The sequence below is a fragment of the Ruegeria sp. BHSC029 genome, assembly GCF_059613085.1.
Genome location: NZ_JBXWRU010000005.1, coordinates 208,598 through 235,438, shown reverse-complemented (window position 1 = coordinate 235,438; position 26,841 = coordinate 208,598). Strand labels below are relative to the sequence as shown.

25 protein-coding genes are annotated in these 26,841 nt (G+C 63.2%); 14 read left to right on the top strand and 11 right to left on the bottom strand.

Features of this window, described 5'->3' with window-relative positions; all coding sequences use genetic code 11:
- The first annotated feature begins 3 nt into the window (after positions 1 to 3).
- The 5 genes from AC2FML_RS14080 to AC2FML_RS14060 all read left to right on the top strand — a co-directional run bounded on the left by AC2FML_RS14080 (position 4) and on the right by AC2FML_RS14060 (position 5,985).
- Positions 4 to 1,086, top strand: a complete 1,083-nt coding sequence (locus AC2FML_RS14080; protein WP_496783665.1) for an ABC transporter ATP-binding protein — start codon at positions 4 to 6, stop codon at positions 1,084 to 1,086.
- A gap of 351 nt (positions 1,087 to 1,437) precedes the next feature.
- Complete coding sequence (locus tag AC2FML_RS14075; protein WP_170341229.1) at positions 1,438 to 2,562, top strand: extracellular solute-binding protein; 1,125 nt, start codon at positions 1,438 to 1,440, stop codon at positions 2,560 to 2,562.
- Positions 2,563 to 2,686: 124 nt separating this feature from the next.
- A complete protein-coding gene (locus tag AC2FML_RS14070; RefSeq protein ID WP_170341232.1) occupies positions 2,687 to 3,799 on the top strand; it encodes an ABC transporter ATP-binding protein in 1,113 nt (370 codons plus the stop codon).
- A gap of 12 nt (positions 3,800 to 3,811) precedes the next feature.
- The gene (locus AC2FML_RS14065; protein WP_170341829.1) at positions 3,812 to 4,732 is read left to right on the top strand and encodes an ABC transporter permease; all 921 of its coding nucleotides are present in this window, start codon (positions 3,812 to 3,814) and stop codon (positions 4,730 to 4,732) included.
- Entirely contained in the window at positions 4,729 to 5,985 is a 1,257-nt protein-coding gene (locus AC2FML_RS14060) for an ABC transporter permease (protein ID WP_170359288.1), read from the top strand. Before AC2FML_RS14065 ends, AC2FML_RS14060 begins: the two co-directional genes overlap by 4 nt.
- 42 nt (positions 5,986 to 6,027) lie before the next feature.
- Here AC2FML_RS14060 and AC2FML_RS14055 read toward each other — a convergent pair whose 3' ends face one another.
- The 10 genes from AC2FML_RS14055 to AC2FML_RS14010 form a co-directional block, all read right to left on the bottom strand.
- Positions 6,028 to 7,947: a beta-galactosidase gene (locus AC2FML_RS14055; RefSeq protein ID WP_496783663.1), complete on the bottom strand. Its 1,920-nt coding sequence runs from the start codon at positions 7,945 to 7,947 to the stop codon at positions 6,028 to 6,030.
- Positions 7,944 to 8,804, bottom strand: coding sequence for an SMP-30/gluconolactonase/LRE family protein (locus AC2FML_RS14050; protein ID WP_496783661.1), 861 nt, complete (start codon positions 8,802 to 8,804; stop codon positions 7,944 to 7,946). The genes AC2FML_RS14055 and AC2FML_RS14050 overlap by 4 nt, the downstream gene beginning before the upstream one ends.
- Entirely contained in the window at positions 8,801 to 9,406 is a 606-nt protein-coding gene (locus tag AC2FML_RS14045; protein ID WP_260066689.1) for a 2-dehydro-3-deoxy-6-phosphogalactonate aldolase, read from the bottom strand. The genes AC2FML_RS14050 and AC2FML_RS14045 overlap by 4 nt, the downstream gene beginning before the upstream one ends.
- Positions 9,403 to 10,296 carry a 2-dehydro-3-deoxygalactonokinase gene (locus tag AC2FML_RS14040; RefSeq protein ID WP_496783660.1) on the bottom strand — a complete coding sequence of 298 codons (894 nt, stop codon included), beginning with the start codon at positions 10,294 to 10,296 and terminating at the stop codon, positions 9,403 to 9,405. Before AC2FML_RS14040 ends, AC2FML_RS14045 begins: the two co-directional genes overlap by 4 nt.
- A 4-nt stretch (positions 10,297 to 10,300) precedes the next feature.
- Positions 10,301 to 11,068 carry an SDR family NAD(P)-dependent oxidoreductase gene (locus tag AC2FML_RS14035; protein ID WP_170371976.1) on the bottom strand — a complete coding sequence of 256 codons (768 nt, stop codon included), beginning with the start codon at positions 11,066 to 11,068 and terminating at the stop codon, positions 10,301 to 10,303.
- Complete coding sequence (locus AC2FML_RS14030; protein ID WP_496783658.1) at positions 11,068 to 12,774, bottom strand: IlvD/Edd family dehydratase; 1,707 nt, start codon at positions 12,772 to 12,774, stop codon at positions 11,068 to 11,070. The genes AC2FML_RS14035 and AC2FML_RS14030 overlap by 1 nt, the downstream gene beginning before the upstream one ends.
- 55 nt (positions 12,775 to 12,829) lie before the next feature.
- Entirely contained in the window at positions 12,830 to 14,170 is a 1,341-nt protein-coding gene (locus AC2FML_RS14025; protein WP_496783657.1) for an alpha-glucosidase/alpha-galactosidase, read from the bottom strand.
- Between the two features lie 22 nt (positions 14,171 to 14,192).
- Positions 14,193 to 15,041, bottom strand: a complete 849-nt coding sequence (locus tag AC2FML_RS14020; protein ID WP_093963150.1) for a carbohydrate ABC transporter permease — start codon at positions 15,039 to 15,041, stop codon at positions 14,193 to 14,195.
- A gap of 1 nt (position 15,042) precedes the next feature.
- Positions 15,043 to 15,966, bottom strand: a complete 924-nt coding sequence (locus AC2FML_RS14015) for a carbohydrate ABC transporter permease (RefSeq protein ID WP_093963149.1) — start codon at positions 15,964 to 15,966, stop codon at positions 15,043 to 15,045.
- A 91-nt stretch (positions 15,967 to 16,057) separates the two neighbouring features.
- Positions 16,058 to 17,317, bottom strand: a complete 1,260-nt coding sequence (locus AC2FML_RS14010; RefSeq protein ID WP_093963148.1) for an ABC transporter substrate-binding protein — start codon at positions 17,315 to 17,317, stop codon at positions 16,058 to 16,060.
- Positions 17,318 to 17,459: 142 nt separating this feature from the next.
- On the opposite strand from AC2FML_RS14010, the gene AC2FML_RS14005 reads away from it, so the two are divergent.
- From AC2FML_RS14005 to AC2FML_RS13980, 6 genes are all read left to right on the top strand, one after another.
- Positions 17,460 to 18,254: an IclR family transcriptional regulator gene (locus AC2FML_RS14005; RefSeq protein WP_170367390.1), complete on the top strand. Its 795-nt coding sequence runs from the start codon at positions 17,460 to 17,462 to the stop codon at positions 18,252 to 18,254.
- Positions 18,251 to 19,309: an ABC transporter ATP-binding protein gene (locus tag AC2FML_RS14000; RefSeq protein ID WP_170407438.1), complete on the top strand. Its 1,059-nt coding sequence runs from the start codon at positions 18,251 to 18,253 to the stop codon at positions 19,307 to 19,309. The genes AC2FML_RS14005 and AC2FML_RS14000 overlap by 4 nt, the downstream gene beginning before the upstream one ends.
- Positions 19,310 to 19,479: 170 nt before the next feature.
- On the top strand, positions 19,480 to 20,439 hold the full coding sequence (locus AC2FML_RS13995) for a dihydrodipicolinate synthase family protein (protein ID WP_496783654.1): 960 nt from the start codon (positions 19,480 to 19,482) through the stop codon (positions 20,437 to 20,439).
- Entirely contained in the window at positions 20,430 to 21,365 is a 936-nt protein-coding gene (locus tag AC2FML_RS13990; protein ID WP_496783652.1) for a 4-hydroxyproline epimerase, read from the top strand. Before AC2FML_RS13995 ends, AC2FML_RS13990 begins: the two co-directional genes overlap by 10 nt.
- The gene (locus tag AC2FML_RS13985; protein WP_496783650.1) at positions 21,362 to 22,600 is read left to right on the top strand and encodes an NAD(P)/FAD-dependent oxidoreductase; all 1,239 of its coding nucleotides are present in this window, start codon (positions 21,362 to 21,364) and stop codon (positions 22,598 to 22,600) included. Before AC2FML_RS13990 ends, AC2FML_RS13985 begins: the two co-directional genes overlap by 4 nt.
- A 7-nt stretch (positions 22,601 to 22,607) precedes the next feature.
- Positions 22,608 to 23,633 (top strand): trans-3-hydroxy-L-proline dehydratase, encoded by a 1,026-nt coding sequence (locus tag AC2FML_RS13980; RefSeq protein WP_496783648.1) that lies wholly within the window; start codon positions 22,608 to 22,610, stop codon positions 23,631 to 23,633.
- Here the strand turns inward: AC2FML_RS13980 and AC2FML_RS13975 are convergent.
- A complete protein-coding gene (locus AC2FML_RS13975) occupies positions 23,630 to 24,646 on the bottom strand; it encodes an Ldh family oxidoreductase (RefSeq protein ID WP_496783646.1) in 1,017 nt (338 codons plus the stop codon). The two genes, AC2FML_RS13980 and AC2FML_RS13975, sit on opposite strands and share 4 nt — an antisense overlap.
- 132 nt (positions 24,647 to 24,778) lie before the next feature.
- On the opposite strand from AC2FML_RS13975, the gene AC2FML_RS13970 reads away from it, so the two are divergent.
- From AC2FML_RS13970 to AC2FML_RS13960, 3 genes are all read left to right on the top strand, one after another.
- Positions 24,779 to 25,468, top strand: a complete 690-nt coding sequence (locus tag AC2FML_RS13970) for a GntR family transcriptional regulator (RefSeq protein ID WP_170367384.1) — start codon at positions 24,779 to 24,781, stop codon at positions 25,466 to 25,468.
- A 66-nt stretch (positions 25,469 to 25,534) separates the two neighbouring features.
- Positions 25,535 to 26,104 (top strand): RNA polymerase sigma factor, encoded by a 570-nt coding sequence (locus AC2FML_RS13965; protein WP_496783645.1) that lies wholly within the window; start codon positions 25,535 to 25,537, stop codon positions 26,102 to 26,104.
- Positions 26,101 to 26,832: a hypothetical protein gene (locus tag AC2FML_RS13960; protein ID WP_496783643.1), complete on the top strand. Its 732-nt coding sequence runs from the start codon at positions 26,101 to 26,103 to the stop codon at positions 26,830 to 26,832. The genes AC2FML_RS13965 and AC2FML_RS13960 overlap by 4 nt, the downstream gene beginning before the upstream one ends.
- Positions 26,833 to 26,841 lie beyond the last annotated feature (9 nt).

The window sequence follows — 26,841 nt, the reverse complement described above, 5'->3', positions numbered from 1 at the left end:
CCCATGTCCGAGCTCAAGCTGACCGATGTCGCCAAGACCTATGGCAATGTCGATGTCCTGAAGGACATCAACCTCGAGATCGAGCGCGGCGAGTTGATCGTGTTCGTCGGCCCCTCGGGCTGCGGCAAGTCCACACTGCTGCGGATGATCGCGGGGCTGGAACGCATTTCGGGCGGGACGCTGGAGATCGAGGGGCAGGTGATGAACGACGTGCCCCCGGCACAGCGCGGCATTGCCATGGTGTTCCAAAGCTATGCGCTGTATCCGCACATGACCGTGCGCGAGAACATGGCCTTTGCCCTGAAAATCGCCAAGATGCCCACCGATCAGATCGACGCGGCAGTGAACCGCGCGGCGCAAATCCTGCAGCTGGAACCGTTTCTGGACCGGCTGCCCAAGGCCCTGTCGGGCGGTCAGCGTCAGCGGGTGGCCATCGGCCGGGCCATCGTGCGCGACCCCAAGGTCTATCTGTTCGACGAGCCGCTGTCGAACCTGGATGCCGCGCTGCGGGTGGCCACGCGGATCGAGATCGCGCGCCTGAAAGAGGCGATGCCCGACAGCACGATGATCTATGTCACCCACGATCAGGTCGAGGCAATGACCCTGGCCAGCCGGATCGTGGTTCTGGCCAACAAGGGCATCGCGCAGGTCGGCACGCCGCTGGAACTGTACGAGACGCCCGACAATGAATTCGTGGCCCAGTTCATCGGCTCGCCCGCCATGAACCTGCTGCCGGCCACGATCACCGGCACCGGTGCCACCACGACCGTTGCGCTGGACTGTGGCGGCACGGCAGTTTCGGCCATTCCGACCCGGGACGCCGACGCCGGCAAGAAGGTCAATGTGGGCGTCCGGCCCGAGGACCTGGTGGTGGCCGATGGTAACCCCATCCTGACCGGGACCGTGGACTTTACCGAAGCGTTGGGCGAGGTGACGTTGCTCTATTTCGCGAAAGCCCCCGGCGCCGAGTCGGTGATCGGCAAACTGCCGGGCATCCATCGTGGCTTGCGTGGCCAGACGGTTTCGGTGACTGCCGCGCCGGAGAAGATCCACCTGTTCCATGACGGCCGGTCAATGCGCAAATAGCTCGGACCTCGTCGTGATTCTGGTCTGAATTTGTCGCAAATCGATTTTTGCGGCTGAAATGATGCGCATCTATTTGGCGGATGCGCAAAAAATTCGCGTGATCTCCCTGTGTGACATGAGGCCAGTTCCGATGCGCCGTTAGGTATCGTCGGCCCTTTTGATATATGATCCTCGCGCGAATTCCCGCAGAGTCGCGCCCTGTTTGGGCGGGCTCCGGGCTTGGGCTTCCAAGGGAACTGGACCTAAGAATTTCGCAAACTGTCACTTTTTGGACTGACGGGGCGACCGCAAAACTCTAACGTGACGCACGGATAAAAAACAAAACTCAGTCCAAACACGGGAGAAACACGAATGACCAAATCGTCAAACTTCAGCCGTCGTACGGTGTTGAAAGGGGCCGGCGCCGCAGCGCTGGCGGCACCTCTGTACAGCAAAAGCGCCCTGGCATCTTCGGGCGAAGTCAACATCCTGATGTGGTCGGATTACCTGCCGCCCAGCTTCATCGAAGAGTTCGAGACCCTGACCGGGATCAAGGTGAACTACACCGGTATCGGCTCGAACGAAGAGATCATCAACAAGATGAAGGCCACCAAGGGCCAGGGCTTTGACATCGTTTCGCCGACCAACAACCGGTCGCTGCAGTGGGAGCCGCTGGAGCTTCTGCAGCCGTTCGACATGAACAGGGTGCCGATCGACAAGGTCAACCCGGCGATGGCCAAGATCGGCACCGATGCCTGGAACTTCGGTGACAGCGGCGCGCATTGGCTGCCGCATATCTGGGGTACCGAAGGCATAGCCTATCGCACCGACCTGTGGCTGCCCGAAGGCGACGCTCCGTCCTATGGTGATGTCTGGTCGGAAGAAAACGCCGGCAAGACCATGGGTCGAGCGCATTCGATGATGCTGGGCGCGGGTCTGTACATGGAGCGCATCGGCGAGATGGAGCCCGGTTCGGTCTGGGCCGCATATGGCGACGAAGACACCATGCGTAAGGTCTGGGGTCAAATCACCGACTGGTGCATCGCCCGCAAGGACCGGATCAAACTGATCTGGAACGACGCCGACACCCAGAAGAACGGCCTGCTGAACGAAGGGGTTGTCGTCGGACAGACTTGGGATGGCCCGCCGCTGGCACTGAAATCCGCGGGCGAACCGGTGCACTACCAGGCTCCGGTCGAGGGTGCGATGGCTTGGGTCGACGGCATGTCGATGCCGACCGGTGCAACCAATATCGACCAGGTCTACGCCTTCATCGACTTCGCCTATCAGGCCAAACCGGCCGGTGTCGCGATCGACAGCCACGGCTACAACTCGCCGGTTCTGGGTGCCGACCAGTATTCGGGCGACACCTACAAGAAGAACTTTGCCGAGGCCTATCCGGGCGACTCGCTGGCCAACCTGAACCCGTGGCCTGCCGAAGCACCTTGGTACGCCGAGACCCGGACCGAGTTCGTCAACAAGTTCAAGAGCGCCTGATCGCCTTGAGATCGCGCCCCTCGCGTTGTCGCGCGGGGGGCCTTTGGACCCCGCACGCGTTTGCCCCGCGTGACGGACAACGATGCGGTGCGGCCTGAAGCTGCATCACAGGGAGATACCAAAAATGAGTGCAGGGATCGGAGTCGATCTGGAAAACCTGTGGATCCGCTTCGGCGATTTTGTCGCTGTGCGAGATGCGAACGTGAACATCAACGGCGGCGATTTCTTTTCGTTCCTGGGGCCCTCGGGCTGCGGCAAGACGACGATTCTGCGCGCGGTGTCCGGGTTCCTGGAGCCCAGCGAAGGCAATGTCCTGATCGGCGGCAAGAACATGAAGGGCATCGGGCCGAACAAGCGCCCGACCGCGTTGATATTTCAGAACCTTGCACTGTTTCCGCTGATGAAGGTCTGGGAGAACATTACCTTTTCGATGGAGATCAAGGGCGCCAGCGCTGCCGAGCGCCGCAAGCGCGCGGATGAGCTGCTGGACATGATCGCGCTGCCGGGCCAGGGCGACAAGCTGCCCAGCGAATTGTCGGGCGGCCAGCGCCAGCGTGTCGCCATCGCGCGCGCCCTGTGCGCCGAACCGGACGTGCTGCTGTTGGACGAACCGCTGTCGGCGCTGGACCTCAAGCTACGCCAGCACATGCGCACCGAACTGCGTGAGATCCAGCAGCGTGTGGGCATCACCTTCATCTACATCACCCATGACCAGGGCGAGGCCCTGACCATGTCGGACAACATCGCCGTGATGCGCGCTGGCGTGATCGACCAGATCGCCGATGGCAAGACCATCTACAACGACCCGACAACCGCTTTTGCCGCCTCGTTCGTGGGCGAAAACAACGTCTTCCGCGGCAAGGTCAAAAGAGTGATGGGCGAAGAGGCCCTGATCTCGACCAACCGGTCCGGCGATCTGGTGGCGCGGATATCGACCGCCAATCAGGGCAAGTTGGCCGAAGGTGACGACGCCATGATGTTCATCCGACCCGAGGCGTTCTCGATTGCACCCGAGGGGACGAGCGGCGATCACTTCGTCACGGCACGGGTGACCCACGAGGAATTCGAAGGCAACGTCTTCAACATCTTCACCGAAGGAGAGGGCGGCAAGGAGATCAAGGTCTCGATCCCGAACCACGGGCAGTCGTTCAAAGATCACACCGGGCAGAACATCACGCTGGAATACGAAACCCGCAACGCGGTCGTCGTTCCGGCGGGTGAACTGGCTGCGGAATAAGGAGGCCCGACGATGCCTGGCTTCCTCAGGGACTTCTTCAACCGCAACGGTTTCGGCATGGGGCTCGCGATTCTGGGACTTGTCCTGTTCTGGACGATCGGCCTGATCATCCTGCCGCAGCTGTCGATGCTGGACTTTTCCTTCCGTCCCAACCTGCCGCCCCCGGAAATCGGCGGCCCCAAGGACGTGTACACGCTGGAGAACTACAAATACCTGATCTACGGCCCGGAAGGCGGTAGCCAGTCCTACAACGCCGTTGATCTGCGCGTTTTCTTCCGGACGTTGATCGCCGCGGTCTGCGTGACGATCTTCAACCTGATCATTTGCTATCCGATTGCCTATTACCTGGGTCAGTCCAAGGGCAATCACATTCGTATCTTCGCGATCATGCTGATCATCCCCTATTGGATCAACGAGATCCTGCGTGCCTTTGCGCTGCGTATCATCTTCGGAGAGACGGGTGTTCTGAACACGCTGTTCGTCGGATTGGGGATCTGGGACACACCGTTCGATTTCATCCGCAACGACATCGCGCTCTATGCGGGCCTCGGCTACGCGTACATCCTGCTGATGATCTTCCCGATGTACAACGTCATCGAAAGCCTGGATGGAAACCAGATCGAAGCGGCGCGCGACTTGGGCGCTCCGTGGTGGCGGATTCACTGGAGGGTGGTCATTCCCTATGCCAAGCCTGGCATCAGTTCCGGCTGTACGATGGTGTTCATGCTGTCGGCCGGTGCGCTGGCCGCACCGCAAATCCTGGGCGGGCCGTCCAGTCTGTGGTTCACGCAACTGATCTATCAGCAGTTCAATGACAACAACGACTGGCCACAAGGCGCAGCCTACGCCATCGTTCTGCTGGTCACCTGTATCCTGTTCGTGCTGGCAATGATGCGCCTGTTCAAGGTGAACATGGGGGATATCGGGAAATGAATATGTCCTTCCTCCGTATCAGCATCTGGGTCTATCTGGCGATCTTCTTCGCCTACCTGCTGGGTCCCCTGGTGATCATGTCGATCACCGCCTTCAACTCGTCCGGTTTCCCGCGCATGAGCCCGTGGGAATGCCTGACCTTCCAGTGGTTCGGCGAGTTGTTTCAGGACCAACGCATCCTGAACGGCATCAAGAACTCGTTGATCATCGGCGCGGGAACCGTGGTTCTGTCGGTGGCGATGGGCTTGGCCGGAGCGCTGATGTTGACCCAAATCTGGCCCAAGCTGCGCGCCACCTACTACACGATCATCATCGCACCGATCCTGATCCCGGGCGTTGTTCTGGGTATCTCGACGCTGGTCTTCTGGGACCGGATCAACCGGATGCTGGGGCTGGGCGCCGACAGCTTTTTGTCGAACGGTATTTTCCTGACCGTGATTGGCCAATCCACCTTCATCGCCAGCTATTGCATGTTGGTTCTAGTGGCCCGGCTGCAGCGATATGACCTGGCGCTGACCGAGGCGGCACTGGACCTTGGTGCAACGCATGCACAGGCGTTTCGCAAGATCCTGCTCCCGTTCATGCGCCCGGCGATTGCTTCGGCGGCGGTGCTGGCGTTTCTTGCCTCGTTCGAGAACTACAACACCACCACCTTCACGTTCGGCGAATATCCGACACTGACAATCGAACTGGCTCAAAAGGTGCGCTACGGCATTACACCCGCGATTTCGGCGCTGGCCTTTATCATCGTAGCGCTGACCGTGTTCTTCGCCCTGTTGAACGAAGCCAAGTTGAAGCGTCAGGAACTGGTCGCCGCCGCGCGCAAGGAAGCCACGGTCGAGGAGCTTGCGGGCAAGATCAAGTTGCCCAGCTTTTTCTCGGGGAACATGGCGGCCGTGCTGCTGGTCATGTTTGCCGTGGCAACGATCACTGTCGTCGGGACGGCCATGGCTTACAACCCGGCCCAGTGCATCGCGGACGTCAAGGAAGAAAAGCGTTTGGAAGCCGAGCAGCGCATTCAGGAATTGCGCAAACAACGCGAGGAGCAGCGCAAGCAGCGCGAGGCCGAGCAAGGCGACGCGCAGCAATCCACGCCCAAACCGTCGAACAACAGCGGTTTTGGCAATGTGTTCGCTCCGAACACATTGGGTGGTCAGGACGACGAAAGCTCAGCCGAGTCTGACGATCAGCCTTCGGGCAACAGTGGGTTCGGCAATGTCTTCGATCCAAACAGTCTGAAGACCGACGAGTAGGAAGAAGCGCCTACCAGAGCACCACATCCGCCCGGTTCAGGTTCATTCCTGGCCGGGCGGATTGCGTTTCAGGATGGCGACTCCGCAGGCAGCGATGCTGTGGCCGTTCCAATCCACCGGTGTGGCGTTGTAGTTGATCAGGAAGTCATGGGTCGCGGTCTCTCGCCGCCGCAGGCCGGGCGGCATCTGGTGCAATGGCAGCCCGACTTTCTGCGCCGCCATCTCAACTATCCGGTCCCAAAGGCCTTCGTCCGGGAACCCGGCCAGGTACCAAAGCTGGTCACTGCCCTTGAGCGCCGGAGTCCCGTCTTCGAAGGTCAACTGATCGGGCGCGTGGCCGGTCAACCGCTCGACCCAGTGTTGCGCCGCTCCGCCGCCCTGAACCGGGCGGGTGATCTCGGGCGGTAGGGATTCCACCAGCGCCACGTCGCAGTCCAACGCCTGCAGGCCGGGGCGGCCTTGGGCCGGGATCTGGAAATCAGCCGTGATTGCTCCGGCGCGCGGGCCCAGAACCGTCAGTTTCGCAGCCGCCCGCAGGCGGTCGGCCAGCGCGTCGTCCAGCGTGGCCAGCCCGGGGGCGAGGATCAGATCATAGTCGGCGTCGCAAAGGCCCGAGGCCGGCACGACATCGACCGACAGCCCGGCGCGGCGCAGTGCGCGATAAGCGGAAAACACCAGCCGAAAATAGTTGAACCCAGCGCCCTGAGGCTGGGTCGCCCAGGCCCAGTCCGACGGATAGTCGAACAGGATGGCGGCCCGCGCCTGCACCGGTTCGACCGGTCCCAGCGCGGCCAGATCTTCGGCCGTCTGCTGCGCCTCGGCCAGACCGGGGGCGGGGTGGTTGTTCGGCGTCAGCAAGCCCGCGTGCATCTGTTCCTGCGCAAAAGGCGCCTGCCGCCAGCGGAAATAGCTGACCACCTCGGCCCCGTGGGCCACGGCCTCGAGCGACCAAAGCCGCACCATGCCCGGCAGGGGGGCCGGGTTGTAGGGCGCCCAGTTCACCGGTCCAGGCTGCTGTTCCATCACCCACCAGCGGCCGCGCCCGACGGCGCGGTACAGATCGTGGTGAAAGGCCTGCATGTCCGGGTCGCCCTGTTGCAGAAAGGCTGCCTTGTGTGCCGCGTCGGCCTCGAGCCGGTCGGACAGGAACCCGATCGGGTAGCTGTCCCAGGCGGCGATATCCAGATCGGCGCCCACCTCGAAATGGTCGAAATCCAGAATCCGGCCCATGTAGTTGTGCAGCAGCGGCGCGTCGGTCAGGGGCCGCAGCGCCTGAACCTGGGCCCGGTTGAAGGCCACCACCTGATCCGAGCTGAACCGGCGGAAGGCCAGCACATGTGCGGGGTTGGGTTCGGTCACGGTCAGGTTGGGCAGGTCGATCTGATCGAAATCACTGTATTCCATCGACCAGAACCCGTTGCCCCAGGCCGCGTTCAGCGCCTCAATCGAGCCATAGCGTTCGGCCAGCCAGCGGCGGAAGGCCTTCCGCGCGGGCTCGCTGTAGCTGACGGTGGTGTCGTGGCAGCCATATTCATTGTCGATCTGCCAGGCGGCCACATGCGGGTTGCGGCCATAGCGTTCACCCATGATCCGGGCGATGCGGACGCAGTCATGAATGTATCCCTGATGGCTGAAACAATAGTGCCGGCGCGAGCCGAACTTGCGCGGCTGCCCGTTTTCGTCCACCGCCAGCATGTCCGGGTGCCGGTCCAGCATCCAGCGCGGCGGCGTGGCCGTGGGCGTTCCCAGCACCACTTTCAACCCGGCCGCACCAAGGGTCTCGATGGCCTGATCCAGCCAGTCGAATGTCAGCCGGCCCGGTTCCGGCTCCATCCGGCTCCATCCGAATTCGCCGATCCGGACCCAGCGCAGACCGGCCTCGACCATGCGCGCGGCATCTTCGGCCCACATCGACTGGGGCCAATGTTCGGGGTAATAGCAAACGCCAAGTTCGGGGTTCATAGGATGACTCTGTGTTCCGCCTGACCTTGGCCCGCGTTTTCGGCGGCAAAGGTCATTCCGTTGGTGGGGTGCGACGCGATGGTGTCCTCATCCAGCCCCTCACGGGCCGAGGTGCAGAACAGCGTCGTCAGATCCGGCCCGCCGAAAGCGGGGCACGAGGTATGGGCCGCCGCGAATGGCACCGCGCGCAGAAAGGTTCCGCCGGCGTCATAGGCCGCAACCCGCGCCGCGCCCCATTGTGCAAGCCACAGATTGCCCGCGGCATCGACGACCGCGCCATCGGGGTTCAGCCCCTCGGCGCGCAGGTCCAGAAGCACCGCGCTGTCGCCCTCGGGCCAGCCGGTTTCTGGGTTCAGACCCCAGCGCCGCACCTGCCCGGTGGCCGTGTCGCAGAAATAGGCGCAGGACCGGTCGGGCGCGAAACAGATCGCGTTCGAGATGGTCACGTCCGGCACCAGTTGCCGCAGCTCACCCCACCACAAGCGATAGATCGCCCCCGCGCCCCGTTCCGCGCGCTTGCCCATTGTGCCGATCCAGAACCCGCCCCACGGATCAGCCCGCCCGTCATTCGAGCGGGTCACCGGGTTGTCGGCCTCGAGCGCGACGACGCGGTCCTTGTGACCGGTCTCAAGCCCGAACCGCCACAGGCCGGTTTCCGACGCGATCAGCAGCGTGTCGCGGTCGATCCAACCTGCGGCCGAGACGTGCTCGGCAAAATCCCAGCTCTGCGGGCCATCCGCGTCGCGGGTCATCAGGCGCTTGTTGACGATGTCGAACCAGAACAGCTGTTGCCGTTCGGGGTGCCACAGCGGGCCTTCGCCCAACTCGCACGGGCGGTCGTCAAAGACGTGGTTCATCGCGTGGCCTCGTCATAGGCGGCGACGATCCGGCGGGCGTTTTCGGCGATCTGGTCCACGGACATGCCGGGTTTGAACAGGGCCGAGCCTATGCCGAAACCGTCGGCCCCGGCCTTGAGCCAGTCGCCGAAATTCTCGGGCCCCGCGCCGCCCACGGCATAGACCTGCGTGCCCTTGGGCAGGATCGGGCGCATGGCCGCCAGCCCCACCGGTCCGGCCATCACCCCGGGAAACAGTTTCAGCCCGGTGGCTCCGGCGCGCAGGGCGACGAAGGCTTCGGTCGGGGTATAGACCCCGGGCCAGCTTTGAAGGCTCAGATCCACCGTGCGCGCGATCACCTCGGCATCGCAATTGGGCGACACGATCAGCTTGCCACCCACGGAGGCCACCTGTTCGACCTCGTCCACGGTCAGGACGGTTCCGGCCCCGACCAGCGCGCGGTCGCCGATCGAACGGGCCAGACGGCCGATGCTGTCCAGCGGGTCGGGCGAGTTCAGCGGCACCTCGATCCGGTCGATGCCGGCGTCCAGAATGGCCTGGCCGACGGCCTCGGCCTGCGCTGGGTCAAGCCCGCGCAGAATGGCGATGATGGGGCGGCTCATGCGGTTTGCCTCGTGAGGGTGCGGGCCGGCAGCAGACCGGCCAGCGTGGCCTGGGTCGCGTCGGCGGTTTCGACGAACGCGCCCTGTTGCTGCAGCGCGGTGGCATAGATGTTCGACAGGGCCTCGGCCCCGATGATGGCCAGTTGCTGACCCAGCCAATAGGGGCGGGTGGCGGCCAGCTCGGCACCGATCAGCGCACCGGACAGGCGGGCGCGGGCGGTGGCCGGATCCTGCCCGTGCAGCAGGTCGGCGGCGCGCAGCCCGAACAGCCGCCCGGCCAGTTGCTCGGGCTTGGACAGCGTGTCCGCCACGGCCGTGGCAAAGGCGTCGTCGTCCCAGCCGTCGCCCACCGAGTGTTTCAGCACCGAGTGCTGTCCCAGCAGATCGAACAGCTCACCGGTCATGAAGGTGCGGAAGCTGACGACCTCGCCGGCGCTGACCTGCACCCATTTGGTGTGGGTGCCGGGCAGGCAGATTACGCCATCCCAATGTGGGCGCGTGGACAGGTAGCCGGCGATCTGGGTTTCCTCGCCGCGCATCACGTCGGCGGGGTCGTCCTGTTTCAGGCCGGGTACCACGAAGGCGCGGATGCGTGGATCGGTGCCGGGCACGCGGACCGGAACGGTCGAGATCGGCTTGGCTGGTACCGCCACATAGGGCGCCTCGACCCAGCCTTGCCGGGCACCGACCATGCCGCAGGCGACCACGTCGACGGGCGCCGCGCCCAGCCAGCCCTGGACCAACGTCAGCAGCGCGTCCTGGAACTGATCCCGGCCCAGCGTCGCCATGCCCCGGTCGCATTGGGCGTGGTCCAGCACCGTGTCGCCCTGCATCGCCCAGGCGCGCAGATGCGAGGTGCCCCAGTCTACTGCGATCCACTCGGTGTTCATGTCCTCACCCCGTTGTGACCACGCCGCCATCGACGACCATGCATTGCCCTGTCATGGCGCGGCTGGCCGTCGATGCCAGGAACAGCGTCGGCGCGATCATGTCGTCCGGGCTCAGATGTTCCTTCAGGCACTGTCGATCCATATGCGCGGCCAGATCCTCGGGCGTGGCCCACATGTCCAATTGTTTCTGCGTCAGCACCCAGCCGGGCGCCAGCGCGTTGACGCGGATGTTCTTCGGCCCCAGCTCGCGCGCGAGCGAACGGGTCATGCCGGTGATTCCGGCGTTGGCCGTCGTATAGATCGGATAGCCTGCATTGCCCATCATGTAGCTGATCGAGCTGAAGTTGATGATCGACCCGCCGGTTTCGTCCATCTGGCGCGCGGCCTGCTGGCAGGCAAAGTAATAGGCCTTGAGGTTGACCTCGATCATCCAGTCCCAAAACTCGGTCGTGGTTTCCTCGAGGCTGTGGCGCTTGTCGTTCGCCGCGTTGTTGACCAGTACGTTCAGCGGACCGTGGGCCTCGGCGGCCTTGGTCATGGTTTCGTGCAGCAGCGCGGTGTCGGTCATGTCGCCCTGCAGGAACAAGGGCGCGCGGCCGTGCTTGGCGCGCATCTCTTCGACGAACGCGCTGGCGTCGGACCGGCCGATAAAGGCGACCTTTGCGCCCTGGGCCAGGAACCCATCGGTCAGGGCCGCGCCCACGCCGGACCCGCCGCCGGTGATGAAGACGGACGCGCCGTCGAGGTCATGGAAGGTTGCTGGCTGGGTCATCAATGGCTCTCTCTGGTCACAAGGCGGGTGTCCTTGCCCACCAGGAAATCAAGGTCAGCGCCGCGATCGGCCTGAAGGACATGGTCGATATACAGCTTGGCATAGCCGCGGGTGTAATGCGGGTCGTCGGGCCGCCAGGCCGCACGGCGGGCAGCCAGTTCCTGTTCGTCGACCAGTAGTTCCAACTCGCCCTTGCGGGCCGAGACGCGGATGCGGTCGCCGGTTTTCACCAGCGCCAATGGGCCGCCCGCCTGCGCCTCGGGGCTGACATGCAGGATCACTGTGCCGAAGGCAGTGCCCGACATGCGGGCGTCGGAAATGCGGATCATGTCACGCACGCCCTGCTTCACCAGCTTGGCGGGGATCGGCATGTTGCCGACCTCGGGCATGCCCGGATAGCCCTTTGGCCCGCAGCCTTTGAGCACCAGGATGGTCTCGGGCGTCACAGGCAGGTCGTCGCGGTCGATATTGGCCTTCAGGTCCTCGATGCTGTCGAAGACATAGGCCTCACCTTCCGTCTCCAGCAGGCTGTCTGTGGCGGCCGAGGGTTTCACGATGGCCCCGTTCGGCGCCAGGTTGCCGCGCAGAACGCGCAGCCCGGCGGCCGGTTTCACCGGATCGTCAAAGGCGTGGATCACGTCACGGTTGAAGCATTCCGCGCCCTCATAGTGGGCCGAGATGTCCTTGTTCAGAACGGTGCGGGCCGGGCGCAGATGCGATTTCAGCTCGGACAGGACCACCGGCATCCCGCCGGCATAGCAGAAATCTTCCATCAGGTATTTGCCCGAGGGCATGCAGTTGACCAGCAGCGGAATGTCCGAGCCGATCTCGAAATCCTGCAGGGTCAGGTCCACGCCCACCCGGCCGGCCAGCGCCAGCAGGTGCACCACGGCGTTGGTGGACCCACCCACCGCGGCATTGGCCAGAATGGCGTTCTCAAACGCCGCCTTGGTCAGGATGTCCGAGGGCTTGAGGTCCTCGTCCACCATTTCGACGATGCGTTTGCCGGTCATGTGCGCCAGCGCCATCCGGCGGGCATCGACGGCGGGCAGGGCGGCGTTTGTGGGCAGGCTCATGCCCATCGCCTCGACCAGCGACGCCATGGTCGAGGCCGTACCCATGGTCATGCACACGCCCTTGGACCGGCTCATGCCGGATTCGGCGTTCATGAAATCCTGCAAGGTCATCTCGCCGGCGCGCACGGCTTCCGAGAATTTCCAAACATCGGTGCCCGAGCCGATATCCTGACCGCGATACTTGCCGTTCAGCATCGGCCCGGAACTGACCACGATGGTGGGCAGATCGACCGAGGCCGCACCCATCAGCTGGCCCGGCGTGGTCTTGTCGCAACCACCCAGCAGCACCACGCCGTCGATGCCATAGGCGCGGATGGATTCCTCGACATCCATGGCCAGCAGGTTGCGGAACAGCATGGCGGTGGGCTTCATCTGGGTTTCGCCCAGCGACATCACCGGGAATTCGACGGGAAAGCCGCCCGCTTCCCACACGCCGCGCTTGACGCCTTCGGCGAGGTCGCGCAGGCCCGAGTTGCACGGCGTCAGTTCCGACCATGTGTTGCAGATGCCGATGATCGGGCGTCCGTCGAACGCATGATCGGGAAAGCCCTGGTTCTTCATCCACGACCGATGGATGAACCCGTCCTTGTCGAGCTTGCCGTACCAGTGCTGTGAGCGGCGTTTCTTCATGTCTTTGTTTCTTTTTCGTATTGGGTCGTGGTTTTCTTGTGTGTTTGCCGGATGATCAGGCCGCGCGGGCCGGACGGCACCAATCCGGCAGCCAGTCGGCATGGGCGGTCAGCAGGTCACTTACCAGGCTGCGGATCTGGCGCAGGTCCAGTTCGGCGGCGGTGTGCGGGTCCATCATGGCGGCGTGGTAGATGTGTTCGGGGTTTTCCTCGACCAAGGCGCGCACGGTCAGTTCCTGCACGTTGATCTGGCTGCGCATCAGGGCGACCAGCTGCGGCGGGATGCCGGTCACGACCGAGGGCTGCACGCCGTTGCTGTCGACCAGACAGGGCGTTTCGACCGCCGCGCCCAGCGGCAGCTGCGGGATCTGCCCGGTATTGGGCAGGTTGCCATAGGCGACATAGGGCGTGTCGGTGACGATTGCGTTCATAAGGTCGGCGGCGAATTCGTGGCTGCGGATCACTTCGATGTCGCGCCCGTCGGTCAAGGTCTTGGCCTGTTCCTTCCAGTTCGCGACCTGTTCCTCGCAGCGGGTGGGGTATTCGTCCAGCGGGATCTGGAACTGGTCGATCAAGTCCTGACGCCCGTCCTTGATGAACCACGGGACATACTCGGCCAGGTGTTCCGAGCTTTCGGTGCAGAAATAGCCCAGGTGATCCATCACCTCATACCGCACCTTGTTCGGACAGCGCGGCATCAGCAGCGGCGCCTTGGGCAACTGGCCCGCGTGAGAGCCAAGGCGCAGCGCCGGATACAGGTCGCGGCCCTGATGTTCCAGCCGCAGGAAAAACGCCACATGGTTCACGCCCGCAACGCGATAGCGGATTTCATCCTTGGGCAGGTCCAGGTCATGGGCCAGTTCCTCGACCGTGTTCTGGACCGAGTGGCACAGACCCACATGTTTCAGTGCCGGGAACCGTTCGGCCAGCGCCCAGGTGTTGATGGCCATCGGGTTGACGTATTGCAGCAGCGTGGCATCCGGGCACAGCTGCGCCATGTCGCGGGCCACATCCCACAGGACGGGCACGGTGCGCAGGCCGCGCATGATGCCGCCCACGCCCAGCGTGTCGGCGATGGTCTGGCGCAGGCCATATTGCTTGGGGATCTCGAAATCGGTGACGGTGCAGGGTTTGTAGCCGCCGATCTGGAAGGCGGTGATGACGAAATCGGCCCCGTCCAGCGCCGCGCGGCGGTCGGTATGGGTGGACACGGTCGCGCCGGTCCCGACCGAGCGGATCATGGCGCGCGCGACGGTTTCGCTCTCGGCCAGACGCTCGGGGTCGATGTCCATCAGGGCAAAATGGCTGTCGGCCAGCGACGGGGTCAGCAGGGCATCGCCCACGATATTTTGCATGAAAATCGTGGAACCTGCACCGATGAAGGTGATCTTGGTCATGACTGTAAACCTTGACTAGGCGTTATTTTACGGCACCGAGGGTCAGACCCGCGATGAAGTGTTTCTGCATCAGAAAGAACATGGCCACCGGCGGCAGGGCCGCGACGATCGAGCCGGCACTCATCAAGTGATACGCTGCGCGGAACTGCGCGTTGAAGCTGGTGATGCCGGCGGTGACGGGTTGGCTCTCGGCCCCCTGGGTCAGCACGACGGCCCAGAAATAGTCATTCCAGATGAAGGTGAAGATCAGAACGCTGAGCGCGGCGATTGCGGGTTTCATCAGCGGCAGGACCACGTACCAGAAGATGCGCCATTCGCTGATGCCCTCGACCCGGGCGGCCTCGATCAACTCAAAGGGCAGGGCGCGGATGAAGTTGCGCATGAACAGGGTGCAGAACCCCGTCTGGAACGCAATGTGGAACAGTACCAGCCCGGTTTTCGTATTGTAGAGCCCCAAGTCCAGCGTCAGGTCGCGCACCGGCACCATCAGGATCTGGAAGGGTACGAAGTTGCCGGCCACGAACATGAAGAAAATCCACAGGTTCGACTTGAACTTGTAGATCCCCAGCGCGAACCCGGTCATGCAGCTGAGCGCCACCGCGCCGATCACCGTGGGAACCGTGATCAGGAACGAGTTCAGCAGATAGCGCGGCATGTCCGAGTTGAAGAAGACCTGACCATAGTTCCTGGCGCCTTCAAAGCTGGAGGGTAGGCCCCAGTAGTTGGCGTTGGTGAAATCCGCCTCGGGCTTGATGGAAAACAGGGCCACCGCCAGCAGAGGGCCGAGCCACAGCAGAAGGGCGACCGGCAGCATTGCCTGATAGGAAATCTGCGCCGCGCGGGGTTGTTTTTCGATCGGTTTGGGAAACATCTCAGTGCCCCTTTTCTTCGCGGTACATCGACCACAGGAAGTAGGCGATGAAGCACAGCATGATCAGGAACAGGATCACGGCGATGGCCGCGCCATAGCCCATGCGGAACCCGTACTCCGACAAGGCGACTTCGAACATGTAATAGGCCAGCACGCGGCTTGACCCGAACGGCCCGCCCTGCGTCATGATCGAGATCAGGTCGAACGAGCGCAGCGCGCCGATGATGGTCACCACGAAGGCGATGAAGGTCGCCGGGCGCAGTTGCGGCAGGATGATATGCCACAGCATCCGCCCGCCCTTGGCGCCGTCCAGCCGGCCGGCCTCGATCTGTTCGGGGTCCACGGCGTTCAGGCCGGTCAGATACAGGATCATGCAATAGGCGGTCTGCGGCCAGAGGCCCGCGAAAATGATGCCGTAGGTTACGAAGCGTTCATCACCCAGTACGTTCAGCGGACCCAACCCGACCAAGCCCAAAAGCTCGTTCAGCAGTCCGAAAGTGGGGTCGTAGAACCAGGTGAAGACCAGCCCGACTACGACCTGGCTGATGACGAAGGGAAAGAAGAACAGGGATTTGTACAACCGGATTCCCCAGACCGTCTGGTTGAGGAACAGCGCGATGAACAGACCAGCCGGGATCGCCAGCAGGTACATGATCAGCCAGATCAGGTTGTTCTTCAGCGAGACATAGAAGGCGTCACGATCGACCCATTCCCAATACAGGTCTTCATAGTTGCGCATTCCGACATATTCGGCCGCGCCCAGCCCGTCCCATTCGTAAAGCGACAGGTTGAAGGACTGGAATACGGGGATGATCACGTAGACCATGAAGAACAGCACGCCCGGAGCCAGAAACAGCCAGGGTGCGATACGTTGCTGATTTCTGTGGAACCAGCTTTCGTGTTCGGTGACGTCGACAGCGGTCATGGTCAATCCCGGTTTGGAATGGGCAGGACGGGATCGTGCCCGTCCTGCGTTTGGCTACGGCGTGGCCGGGGTTGCCCCGGCCACAACCCGATCAGTTGTCATAGATGCGCTGACGTGCGCGTTCCAGCTTGGCCAGGATGCTGTCCAGGTTGTCCGGCTTGACCATGAACTCCTGGAAGCCTTCCATCGACACTTTGGCCATTTCCGCCGGTGCGTCGCGATCCCAGAACTGGGCGACGCCGCCGGGGCTGTTGGTCGACAGCATCTTGAAGCCTTCCTGCAGGAACTTGTCGTCGTCCACCGAGGATTTGGCGTTGACGGGCAGTTGTCCGAGGTTCTTGCCGTTGTTGATTTCGGTCTGCTCGTCAGCCGAAACGACAAAACGCAGGAACTCGCGCGCGGCTTCTTTGTTCGACGCGTTCGCCGGGATGTGGAACGTGTCGGTCGGCGCATCTTCGGCCAGCTCGACATCGGGGTTGATCGCGACGAACTGGTAGAAGTCCAACTGGTCGTCGGTCAGACCGGCCTCGCGCAGCGGAGCCACCGCGAAGTTGCCCATCAGATAGGCCGCTGCATCACCCTGAACCATGAAGGGCAGGGCCTCTTGCCAGCTGTAGGTCTGGTGGTTGTCGATGAACGCGCCCATGTCGATCAGCTGCTTCCAGTTGGCGAAGGTCTGCTTGACCCGGTCGTCTTCCCAGCTGACTTCGCCATTGGCCAGTTGCTGGTGGAAGTCGAAGCCGTTGGTGCGCATGTTCAGGTAGTCGAACCAGCCGCCAGCCGTCCACAGGAACTTGGTGCCGATGGTATAGCAGGCGCGACCCGAGTCGACGATCTTCTGGCAGTTGGCCAGCTCTTCTTCCCAGGTGGTCGGTTCGGACAGGCCCAGCTCGTCAAAGATGTCTTTGCGGTAGTAGACGCCCCACTGATAGTAGGTGTAGGGCACGCCCCACTGCTTGCCGTCGATGGTCATCGCGCCCTTGGTCGAGGCCAGGTTTTCGGCGATTTCCGGCTCGGCCCACAGGTCCGATACATCTTCGAACAGTCCGGCCTCGACATAAGGCTTCATGCGGTTGGCCGCGTACCAGGTCGCGACGTCGGGCGTGTCCGCTGTCAGGAAGTTGCGGATCTGGGTCTTGTACGCCTCGCGGTCGATGACCGTGGTCTCGATCTCCAGACCCGGGTGCTGTGCCGCGAAACGCTCGATCATCGCTTCCATCGTCGCGCGCGGCGCCGGATTCGATGTGTCGAGGAAGATTCGCAGCTCGCCGGTCAGTTCTGCCGAAACGGGCGCTGCAAGTGCCACACTGGCCGCCAGAGCCGCCGCAGTGCGCTTGAACATGGAATGCATGGTTTCCTCCCTTAGCTTCCATTTTGCGGTTCCAAATAGTGAAACCAAGTTTTATATATTGAAAACTACACATCGAATCGGCTAGGCTTGTCAATACCCTCGCGGCCCGTCCGCAAGGGGAAGTGGAGGAGAAATCAGACCCGTGGCAGGTGACGGAACCATCGGCAAGGCATGTGACGTGCTGGAACAGGTCGCGGCGTTCGGCCGGCCTGTGCGGTTTGCCGAATTGCTGGAAAGCAGCAGCTTTCCCAAGGCGTCCCTGTACCGGTTTCTGCAGTCGCTGACCAATCAGGGCATGTTGTCTTACGACCCAGACCGGCAGACCTATTCGCCGGGGCTGCGGCTGGTGCGGCTGGCGCATTCGGCCTGGACGCAAAGCTCGCTCGCGCCGATCGCGCGGCCGATCCTGGATGGGCTGAGCCTGGAAACCGGCGAGACGGTGCACCTTGCGCAGCTTGATTCCAGTCAGGTTCTGTATGTGGACAAGCGCAATGCCAAAAACCCGGTCGAGATGTATTCCGAGGCCGGAAAGGTTGGCCCGGCCTATTGCACCGGTGTGGGGAAGGCGATGCTCGCCTTTCTGGATGACGACCGGTTGGACAAGGCGATCTCGCAGCAAAGCTTTCACCGCTTTACCGACAAGACGCTGACCTCGGAGGCGGTGCTGCGGGCGGATCTGGCCCGGATCCGCGAACGGGGGTTCGCCATGGATGATGAAGAGCACGAGCCCGGCATCATCTGCGTGGCCTGTCCGATCCTAACATCGGGCGGGCGGGTACTGGGGGCGATCTCGATCACCGGATCGACCCAGCGCATGGATTTTGACCAGTTGAAGAAATGGGTCCCTCGGGTGCGGCGTTCGGCCGACCAGATCGGGTCCGAAGCCGAAGCATGGCGGTTCCCCGAGGGCCGCAAGGACAGGATGCAAGCATCATGACAGGCGTTACCCTGAAGGGCGCAATCAAGCGTTATGGCCAGACCCAGGTCATTCACGGCATTGATCTGGAAATCGAGGACGGCGAGTTCTGCGTTTTTGTCGGGCCGTCGGGCTGTGGCAAATCCACCCTGTTGCGGATGATCGCCGGGCTGGAAGAAACCACCGAGGGTGAAATCCGCATCGGTCAGCGTGACGTGACCCACATGGACCCGGCCAAGCGCGGTGTCGCGATGGTGTTCCAGACCTACGCCCTGTATCCGCACATGTCCGTGGCCGAGAACATGGGCTTTGGTCTGCGCATGAACGGTGTGCCCAAGGCCGAGATCGACAAGAAGGTCGCCGAAGCGTCGGAAATCCTGAAACTGGACCAGTATCTCAAGCGCAAGCCCAAGGCCTTGTCGGGTGGCCAGCGTCAGCGGGTCGCCATCGGCCGGGCCATCGTACGCGGCCCCGAGGTTTTTCTGTTCGACGAGCCGCTGTCGAACCTCGATGCCGAACTGCGCGTGGAAATGCGGGTTGAGATCGCCCGTCTGCACCAGGAGATCGGCGCGACGATGATCTACGTCACCCACGACCAGGTCGAAGCTATGACCATGGCCGACAAGATCGTGGTGCTGCGCGATGGCCGGATCGAGCAGGTGGGCGCTCCGATGGATCTGTATCGGGACCCCGACAACCGGTTCGTGGCGGGGTTCATCGGCTCGCCCGCAATGAACTTTCTGGAGTGCGATGTCGTCGAAGGAACGGTGCGCCACCCGGCTCTGACGGACTCGATCCCCGTCACCAATGGCGTGCCGACCGATGCCAAGAAGGTGGTCCTGGGAATCCGCCCGGAACATATTGCCGTGGATCGGTCCGGCGACACCTGTACCGTCGATCTGACCGAAGCGCTTGGCGGCGTCTCCTACAGTTATTTGCTGACGCCCAACGGTGACAAGTTGATCGTCGAAGAGCGGGACGACCAGCGCAGCAAAACGGGCGAACGGATCGGAATCTCGGTTCGGCCCGAACGCGCCATGCTGTTTGACCCGGAAAGCGGGATGCGGTTGCGCTGAACCGTTGTTCAATTGGAAAATGTAAACGCGCCGGGCCCTCTGCCTGGCGCGTTTTCCTTTTGCCAGACGAATCCTATGGATTTTGGATACAAAATCCGATACTGCGGGGTTGAGACAGGAAATCTGACCGCCCGGCGATGGACGCGGGCAACTTGGAAAGGATCGGCCACATGTCACCCGACGTCTTTACCGGCACCATGCCCGCGCTCATGACCCCTTGTACGCCCGACCGTCAGCCCGACTTTGACGCCTTGGTGCGAAAGGGTCAGCAGATGATCGAGGCGGGCATGTCCGCAGTCGTCTACTGCGGGTCGATGGGCGACTGGCCGCTGCTGACCGACGAACAGCGGATGGAAGGGGTCGAGCGGTTGATCGGCGCGGGCCTGCCCGTGGTGGTGGGCACCGGGGCGGTCAACACGCAATCCGCCGTGGCGCATGCAGCGCATGCGCAAAAGGTGGGTGCAGCTGGGCTGATGGTTATCCCGCGGGTCCTGTCGCGCGGCAGTTCGGTCACGGCGCAGCGCAACCATTTCAAGGCCATCCTGTCGGCGGCACCGGATATTCCGGCGGTCATCTACAACAGTCCGTATTATGGATTCGCCACACGCGCCGACCTTTTCTTTGCGCTGCGGGCCGAGCACTCCAATCTGGTGGGCTTCAAGGAATTCGGTGGCAAGGACGATCTGCGCTATGCGGCTGAGAACATCACCAGCCGTGATAACCAGGTGACGCTGATGGTGGGGGTCGATACGGCCGTCTACCATGGCATCGTCAATTGTGGCGCAACCGGCGCAATCACCGGCATCGGTAATGTACTGCCCAAAGAGGTTCTGCTGCTGACCGCTTTGTCGAAAAAAGCGGCCACTGGCAATGCCGAGGCCCGCCAGCGCGCACAGGAGTTGACAGAGGCCATCCACGTGCTGTCCAGTTTCGATGAAGGCCCCGATCTGGTTCTGTACTACAAGCACCTTCTGGTTCTGAACGGCGAGGATGAATACCGCTTGCACTTCAACGAAACTGACGCGCTGACCGATGCGCAGCGCCACTATTGCGAACAGCAGTACAGCTTGTTTCGCGCCTGGTTTGCAGACTGGTCAAGGCAAGGCGGGGTGATTGCCGCGTGCATGTGATCGACAGCCATACCGGCGGAGAGCCCACACGCGTGATCCTGGACGGCGCGCCCGATCTGGGCAGCGGTCCTCTGTCCGAACGCGCAGGGCTTTTGGCGACCCAGCACCGCCCGTTCTGGCGCTCGGTCATGCTGGAGCCGCGCGGTCAGCCAGCGATGGTGGGGGCGCTGCTGGTGCCTTCGGTCGATCCGTCCTGCGTGACCGGGGTGATCTTCTTCGACGTGGATGCGGTGCTTGGCATGTGCGGGCATGGCACGATTGGGTTGACCGTGACGCTGGCCCATCTTGGGCGGATCGGTGTTGGCATCCACCGGATCGAAACCCCAGCGGGTGTGGTCACGGTGGAGCTGCACGATCCCAACACAGTGACAGTAACCAACATCGAAAGCCGGCGGGTGCATCAGGCCGTTACGATCGAGGTTCCGGATTTCGGGCCGGTGACAGGTGATGTGGCCTATGGCGGCAATTGGTTCTTTATTGTCGATCCCAGCCCGGTGCCGGTCGAGCCCGCGAACATCCGGCAACTGACCGATCTGGGCGTCGCCATTCGGCAGGCCTCGGTCGCGCAGGGCGTGGGCGGCGAAGCGGGCGAGCCGATCGATCATGTGATCTTCCAGGAGGCTGCGCCGGACTCTGACGTGCACAGTCGAAACTTCGTTCTGTGCCCCGATGACGCCTATGACCGCTCGCCCTGCGGCACGGGCAGTTCGGCGCGGTTGGCCTGTCTGGCGGCCGATGGGCGCTTGGCGCCGGGTGAAGAAATCGTGCAGGCTAGCGTCATCGGCAGCCCCTATCGGCTGTCCTATCAGCCGGGTCCGAACGGCGGGGTGATCCCCTCGATCACCGGTCAGGCTTTCGTGATGGCCGAAAGCCGCTTGATTTTTGATCCCGCCGATCCATTCCGTTCGGGTATAGAGATCACATGAAGAAAGATGTCATCGTCATAGGTGCCGGCGTCGTTGGTATCAGCGCGGCGCTGGAATTGCAGCGTCGGGGTTACACGGTTCAGATACTGGACCGCGAAGGCGTGGCCGCGGGCAGTTCGGCGGGAAATGCCGGGGCGTTCGCCTTCCCCGAGGTCGAACCTCTGGCCACGCCGGGGATCATGAAAAAGGCCCCGAAATGGCTGCTCGATCCGTTGGGGCCGCTGTCGATCCCGCCCGCCTATGCCCTGCAGATCGCGCCGTGGATGTGGCGGTTCTGGCGGGCCAGCCGCCCCAGCCGGTACCAGGCGCTGGTCGCCGCGCAGGCCAACCTGATGCGCCTGTGCCAGGCCGCGACCGAACGGCAGATCGCCGATACGGGTGGCGAGGCGATGATGCAGCGCGACGGGCAGTTGCAGTTGTACGAAAGCGCGGCCGAGTTCCGCGCCGCCTTGCCCACGTGGGAGTTGCGTCGCCGGCATGGCATCGCCTTCGATCTGCTGGAAAGCCCCGAAGCGATCGCCGAGATTCAACCCGGGCTCAGCCCGCGTTTTTCCCATGCCGGGTTCACGCCACACTGGTGGAATACCGTCGATCCCAAACGCTGGGTCGAGCATCTGGCACAGGTGTTTCGCGACCGTGGCGGGGTGATCGAAACGCGCCCCGTACGCGCGCTGGAGCTGTCGGGCACGGGCGTCTGGGTGCGCTTCGACCACGGTGCGGCGGATGCCAGCAAGGTGGTCGTGGCCGCCGGGGCGTGGTCGCACCACCTGACCCGCACGGTGGGCGACCGGATCCCGCTCGAGACCGAGCGGGGCTACAACACGACCCTGCCGCCGGGCGCGTTCGACCTGCGGCTGCACCTTGCCTTCTCGCGGCATGCTTTCGTGGCCACCAAGATCAACGGCGGTGTGCGCATCGGCGGCGCGGTCGAACTGGGCGGGCTTGACCTGCCACCCAATTTCAAACGCGCCGATACCTTGCTGAACAAGGCGCGCCAGTTCCTACCGGGGTTGAAGACCGAAGGCGGGACGCAGTGGATGGGGTTCCGCCCCTCGCTGCCCGACAGCATTCCGGTGATCGGACGGTCTTCGAAATCGCCGAACCTGATCTACGCCTTCGGGCACGGCCATCTGGGCCTGACCCAGTCGGCGGGGACCGCCGAACTGGTGGGCGCGCTGATCGACGGCACCGATCCGTCCATCCCGGTCGATCCCTTCGCCGCCACCCGGTTCTGAGCGGGGGATGCGCAGCAGCAAGACCATCCACGTGATCTCGGCCCATGCCGAGGGTGAAGTGGGGGATGTGATCGTCGGCGGTGTCGCCCCGCCGCCCGGCGACACGATCTGGGCGCAACGCAGCTTCATCGCCCGCGACCAGACCCTGCGCAACTTCGTGCTGAACGAGCCGCGCGGCGGGGTGTTCCGCCATGTCAACCTGCTGGTGCCGCCCAAACATCCTGATGCCGACGCCGCCTTCATCATAATGGAGCCCGAGGACACGCCGCCCATGTCCGGCTCGAACGCGATATGCGTGGCGACAGTGCTGCTGGACGGGGGCATCCTGCCGATGACCGAACCGGAAACCCACCTGACGCTCGAGGCGCCGGGCGGGCTGGTGCGGGTGCGGGCCGAATGCCGCAACGGCAAGGCAGTACGGATCTACGTCCAGAACCTGCCCAGCTTTGCCGACCGCCTCGCCGCGCCGCTCGAAGTCGCAGGGCTGGGGACCCTGACGGTGGACACCGCCTATGGCGGGGACAGTTTCGTCGTGGTCGACGCCGCGGCGCTGGGGCTGCGCATCACCGAGGACGAGGCCGCCGACATCGCCCGTCTGGGGGTGGCGATCACCGACGCTGCCAATGCGCAGCTGGGCTTTGCGCATCCCGAAAACCCGGATTGGAACCACATCTCGTTCTGCGCGTTCTGCGGACCGTTGGCCGAAACCGAAACCGGTCTGACCGGCCGGTCCGCGGTGGCGATCCAGCCCGGCAAGGTCGACCGCTCGCCCACCGGCACCGCCGTTTCGGCCCGCATGGCGCTGATGGCCGCGCGGGGGCAGATGCGCCCGTGTCAGAGCTTTGAGGCGGTGTCGATCATCGGGTCGCGGTTTACCGGCCGGATACTGGGTACGGCCCAGGTCGGAGACCGCCCGGCCATCCTGCCCGAGATCTCGGGCCGTGGATGGATCACCGGCATCCACCAGCACATGCTGGACCCCGACGACCCCTGGCCGCAAGGTTACCGCCTGCGCGACACCTGGGGTGCCTAGTCCAGAAGGGCCAGCAGGTCGCGGTGCAGTTGCGCGGAAACCTCGGCATATCCCCGGGCGGTGTTGCGCGCGCGGGCGGCAAAGCGGCGCTGTGACGGCAGGCGCGCGCCCTGATCGAGGATATCGGCAAACAGGCGCTCGGCCCGCGCGTCGTTGGCCTGTCGTCGCCCGCCGCTGAACTGGTCGGGGTCGAAGGCGATGATGATGTCGCCGTGGTTAGGCGCGCCGCCCGTGCCTTGGGCGAACTCCATGCTCTCCAGGCTGGTCAGGTCGTCGATCAGCGGGCCGGCCAGAAGTTCGATCATGATCGACAGGGCCGAGCCTTTGTAGCCGCCGAAGGTCAGCATCGCGCCGTCCAGCGCCGCTTGCGGGTCGGTCGTGGGGTTGCCGTCTTTGTCGATCGCCACGCCTTCGGGCAGGGGTTTGCCCGCGCGCTTGTACAGCTCGATCTCGCCGCGGGCGAAGGCGCTGGTCGCGAAATCGAAGGTGAACGGGTCTTTGCCCATGCGGGGCCAGCTGAAGGCCAGCGGGTTGGTGCCCAGGCTGCCGCGCGTGCCCCCCGCGGGCGCCACCCAGGAATGGCTGGGCACCATCGCCATGGCTGCAAGCCCTTGGGCCGACAGGGCTTCGACCTCGGGCCACAGCGCCGAGAAATGAAAACAGCGGTTGATCGCCATGGCCGCGATCCCGTGGGTGCGGGTCTTCTCGACCAGATGCGGCAAGCCTTTCTGGAACGCCAGCAACGACATGCCGCCCTGCGCGTCGACGCGAACGATGGCATTGTCCGAGGGGGCGACCTGGGGCTGTGCATGGCCGTCGATCTTGCCGGCCTGCATGGTCTGCGCGCACATGAACAGGCGAAACAGCCCGTGCGACTGGCAATCGTCCATCTGGCAGGTGGTCAATAGTTCCGCGATCGCCTGCGCGTGGTCGGGGCCATAACCCACATGGGACAGAACCTTCAGGCTCAGATCGGTCATTTCTTCAGGCGTCAGCCGTACCGTTTCGCTCATGTTCCGTTCCTGGGTTTGATCTCGGCTGCCAAAGGGGTAGCGGGGAACCCTAGCCCTGTTCAACCCGATAGGCGGTTGGAAAAGCGCCTCGGGGCGGATATTTGTATCCAAAATGCAAATGCGGACAGACCCTTGGCAGCAAAACGCGCAATCACCCGTCAAAGCCTTCCCGATGCAATCGCGTCCGACTTGCGTGAACGTATTCTCAGCGGTGATCTGGCGGAAGGCGAGACCATCCGTCAAGAGGCATTGGCCGAAGACTATGACGTGTCGCGCATGCCGGTGCGCGAGGCGCTGAAACAGCTTGATGCCGAAGGACTGGTTCAGCTGACGAACAATCGCGGGGCGCGGGTCACGCGCCATTCTCTGTCCGAGATCGGCGAGATCTTCGACCTGCGGTCGCTGTTGGAGACCGACCTGTTCCGTCGGGCAATTCCGCAGATGACCCAATCTGACTTTGCGCGCTGCGAACAACTGCTGGAGCAGATGGAGGCGTCGTACGACGCCAACGACGTCAGCCGGTGGGGCGCGCTGAACTACCAGTACCATTCGGCCCTCTATGCGGCCGCGAACCGAAGCCTGACCAACGAGCTGCTGCATCGCGTGAGCCTGCAGTCGGACCGGTACATCCGAATGCATCTCAGTGTAATGCAACAACGCGAACCGGCCCGCAAAGAGCATCGCGAATTGCTGCGCCTTGCCCGGGATGGACAGGTCGAGCAGGCTTGTGCGCTTCTGTCCGCGCATATCGGACGAACCAAGGACCAATTGTTGGCACTGGTGGCTGCCAAGCGAGCGTCCGAGGAAGCGATCGGACGCTGACGCCAAGCGACCGGAAAGAAAGCGTTTTCAATTCTTCTCTGTCTGTGCCAGTTCTGGCGTCGCGGGATGCGTGCCGAAACATGGATCGACCAAGTGCCCAGTGATGACCTCAACAGTTCGGAACAGGCCGTGCGTCAGGCGATTGGGGCGTATTCCAGACGCGTCTGGCGGTTTGCGCTGGCTCTGTCGGGGGCGCAGGATGTTGCCGACGACCTGACCCAGGCCACTTGCCTGCGCGCGTTGGAGCGAAGCCATCAGGTTACGCATACTGATCGGTTGGATTCGTGGCTGATGACGATCTGCCGGTCAATCTGGTTGAACGAGCTGCGGGCGCGGACCGTGCGCAAGTCCCAGGGGTTGGCCGCAACGCCGGACGCCGAATTGATCGCGCCGGGTACCGACGCCGAAATGAATATTTTTGCGCGGGAAGTGTTTACACAGGTGATGCAACTGCCCGAAGCGCAACGCGAAACGGTCATGCTGGTCTTTGTCGAGGGCTACAGCTATCGCGAGGCCGCCGCGTTGCTGGAGGTTCCGATTGGTACGATCATGAGCCGGCTTTCCAATGCCCGCAAGAAACTGCAAGCTGCGATGCCGCAGGATGCCGCTGCGTCCGGCCGACGGAGGGACTCATGACCTTTTCCGACGATACGCTAAAGGCCTATCTGCAAGGCTCATTGGGGTCTGAGGAAAGCGATGCCATCGAGGCCGCTGTTGAGAACGATCCGGAACTGGAGCAGCGCCTGATGGATCTGGATCCGATCGCGCCGGTGGTTCGCGAGGTGTTCCGAGACATTCCCGCCGCAGCGCCACAAGTTGAACTGCCGCCTAGGTTTACGGCTTTGGCGGGGCCCTGGCGCCTGTTGGGCGTCGCGGCTGCCGCGGCCGTGTTGGCCGTATCTCTGACCTTTTGGCTGACCCGCTCACAGCCGATGGGATGGGCAGAGCAGGCGGCCCTGTACCAGTCGCTTTACACGCCGGATTCGATTGCAACGCTGGAATACCCGCCGGCGCTCGTCGACGCCCAGATCTCATTGGCCGAAGAGAAACTGGGCCGCCCGCTGAACCGGGATTCGCTTGAAGGTTTGCCGGGGCTGGAACTGAAGGCCGCGCAGATTTTGTCCTTCAAGGGCAAACCATTGGTTCAGATCGTTTTTGCCGACGCTGATGGCAATCCCTTTGCGCTGTGCGTGATCCGCCAAGGCGATGGCGCGCCGAATTCAGAGTTGAAGCAGGAAGTCCTGAGCGGGCTTGCAACGGCCCGGTGGGCGCGCGACGGATACGGATACATGCTGTTGGGGAACCGGCCGGACAACGATTTGACCGTGCAGCTGGATTACCTGGCCCAGACATTCGCCGGCTGAGCCGCCTTG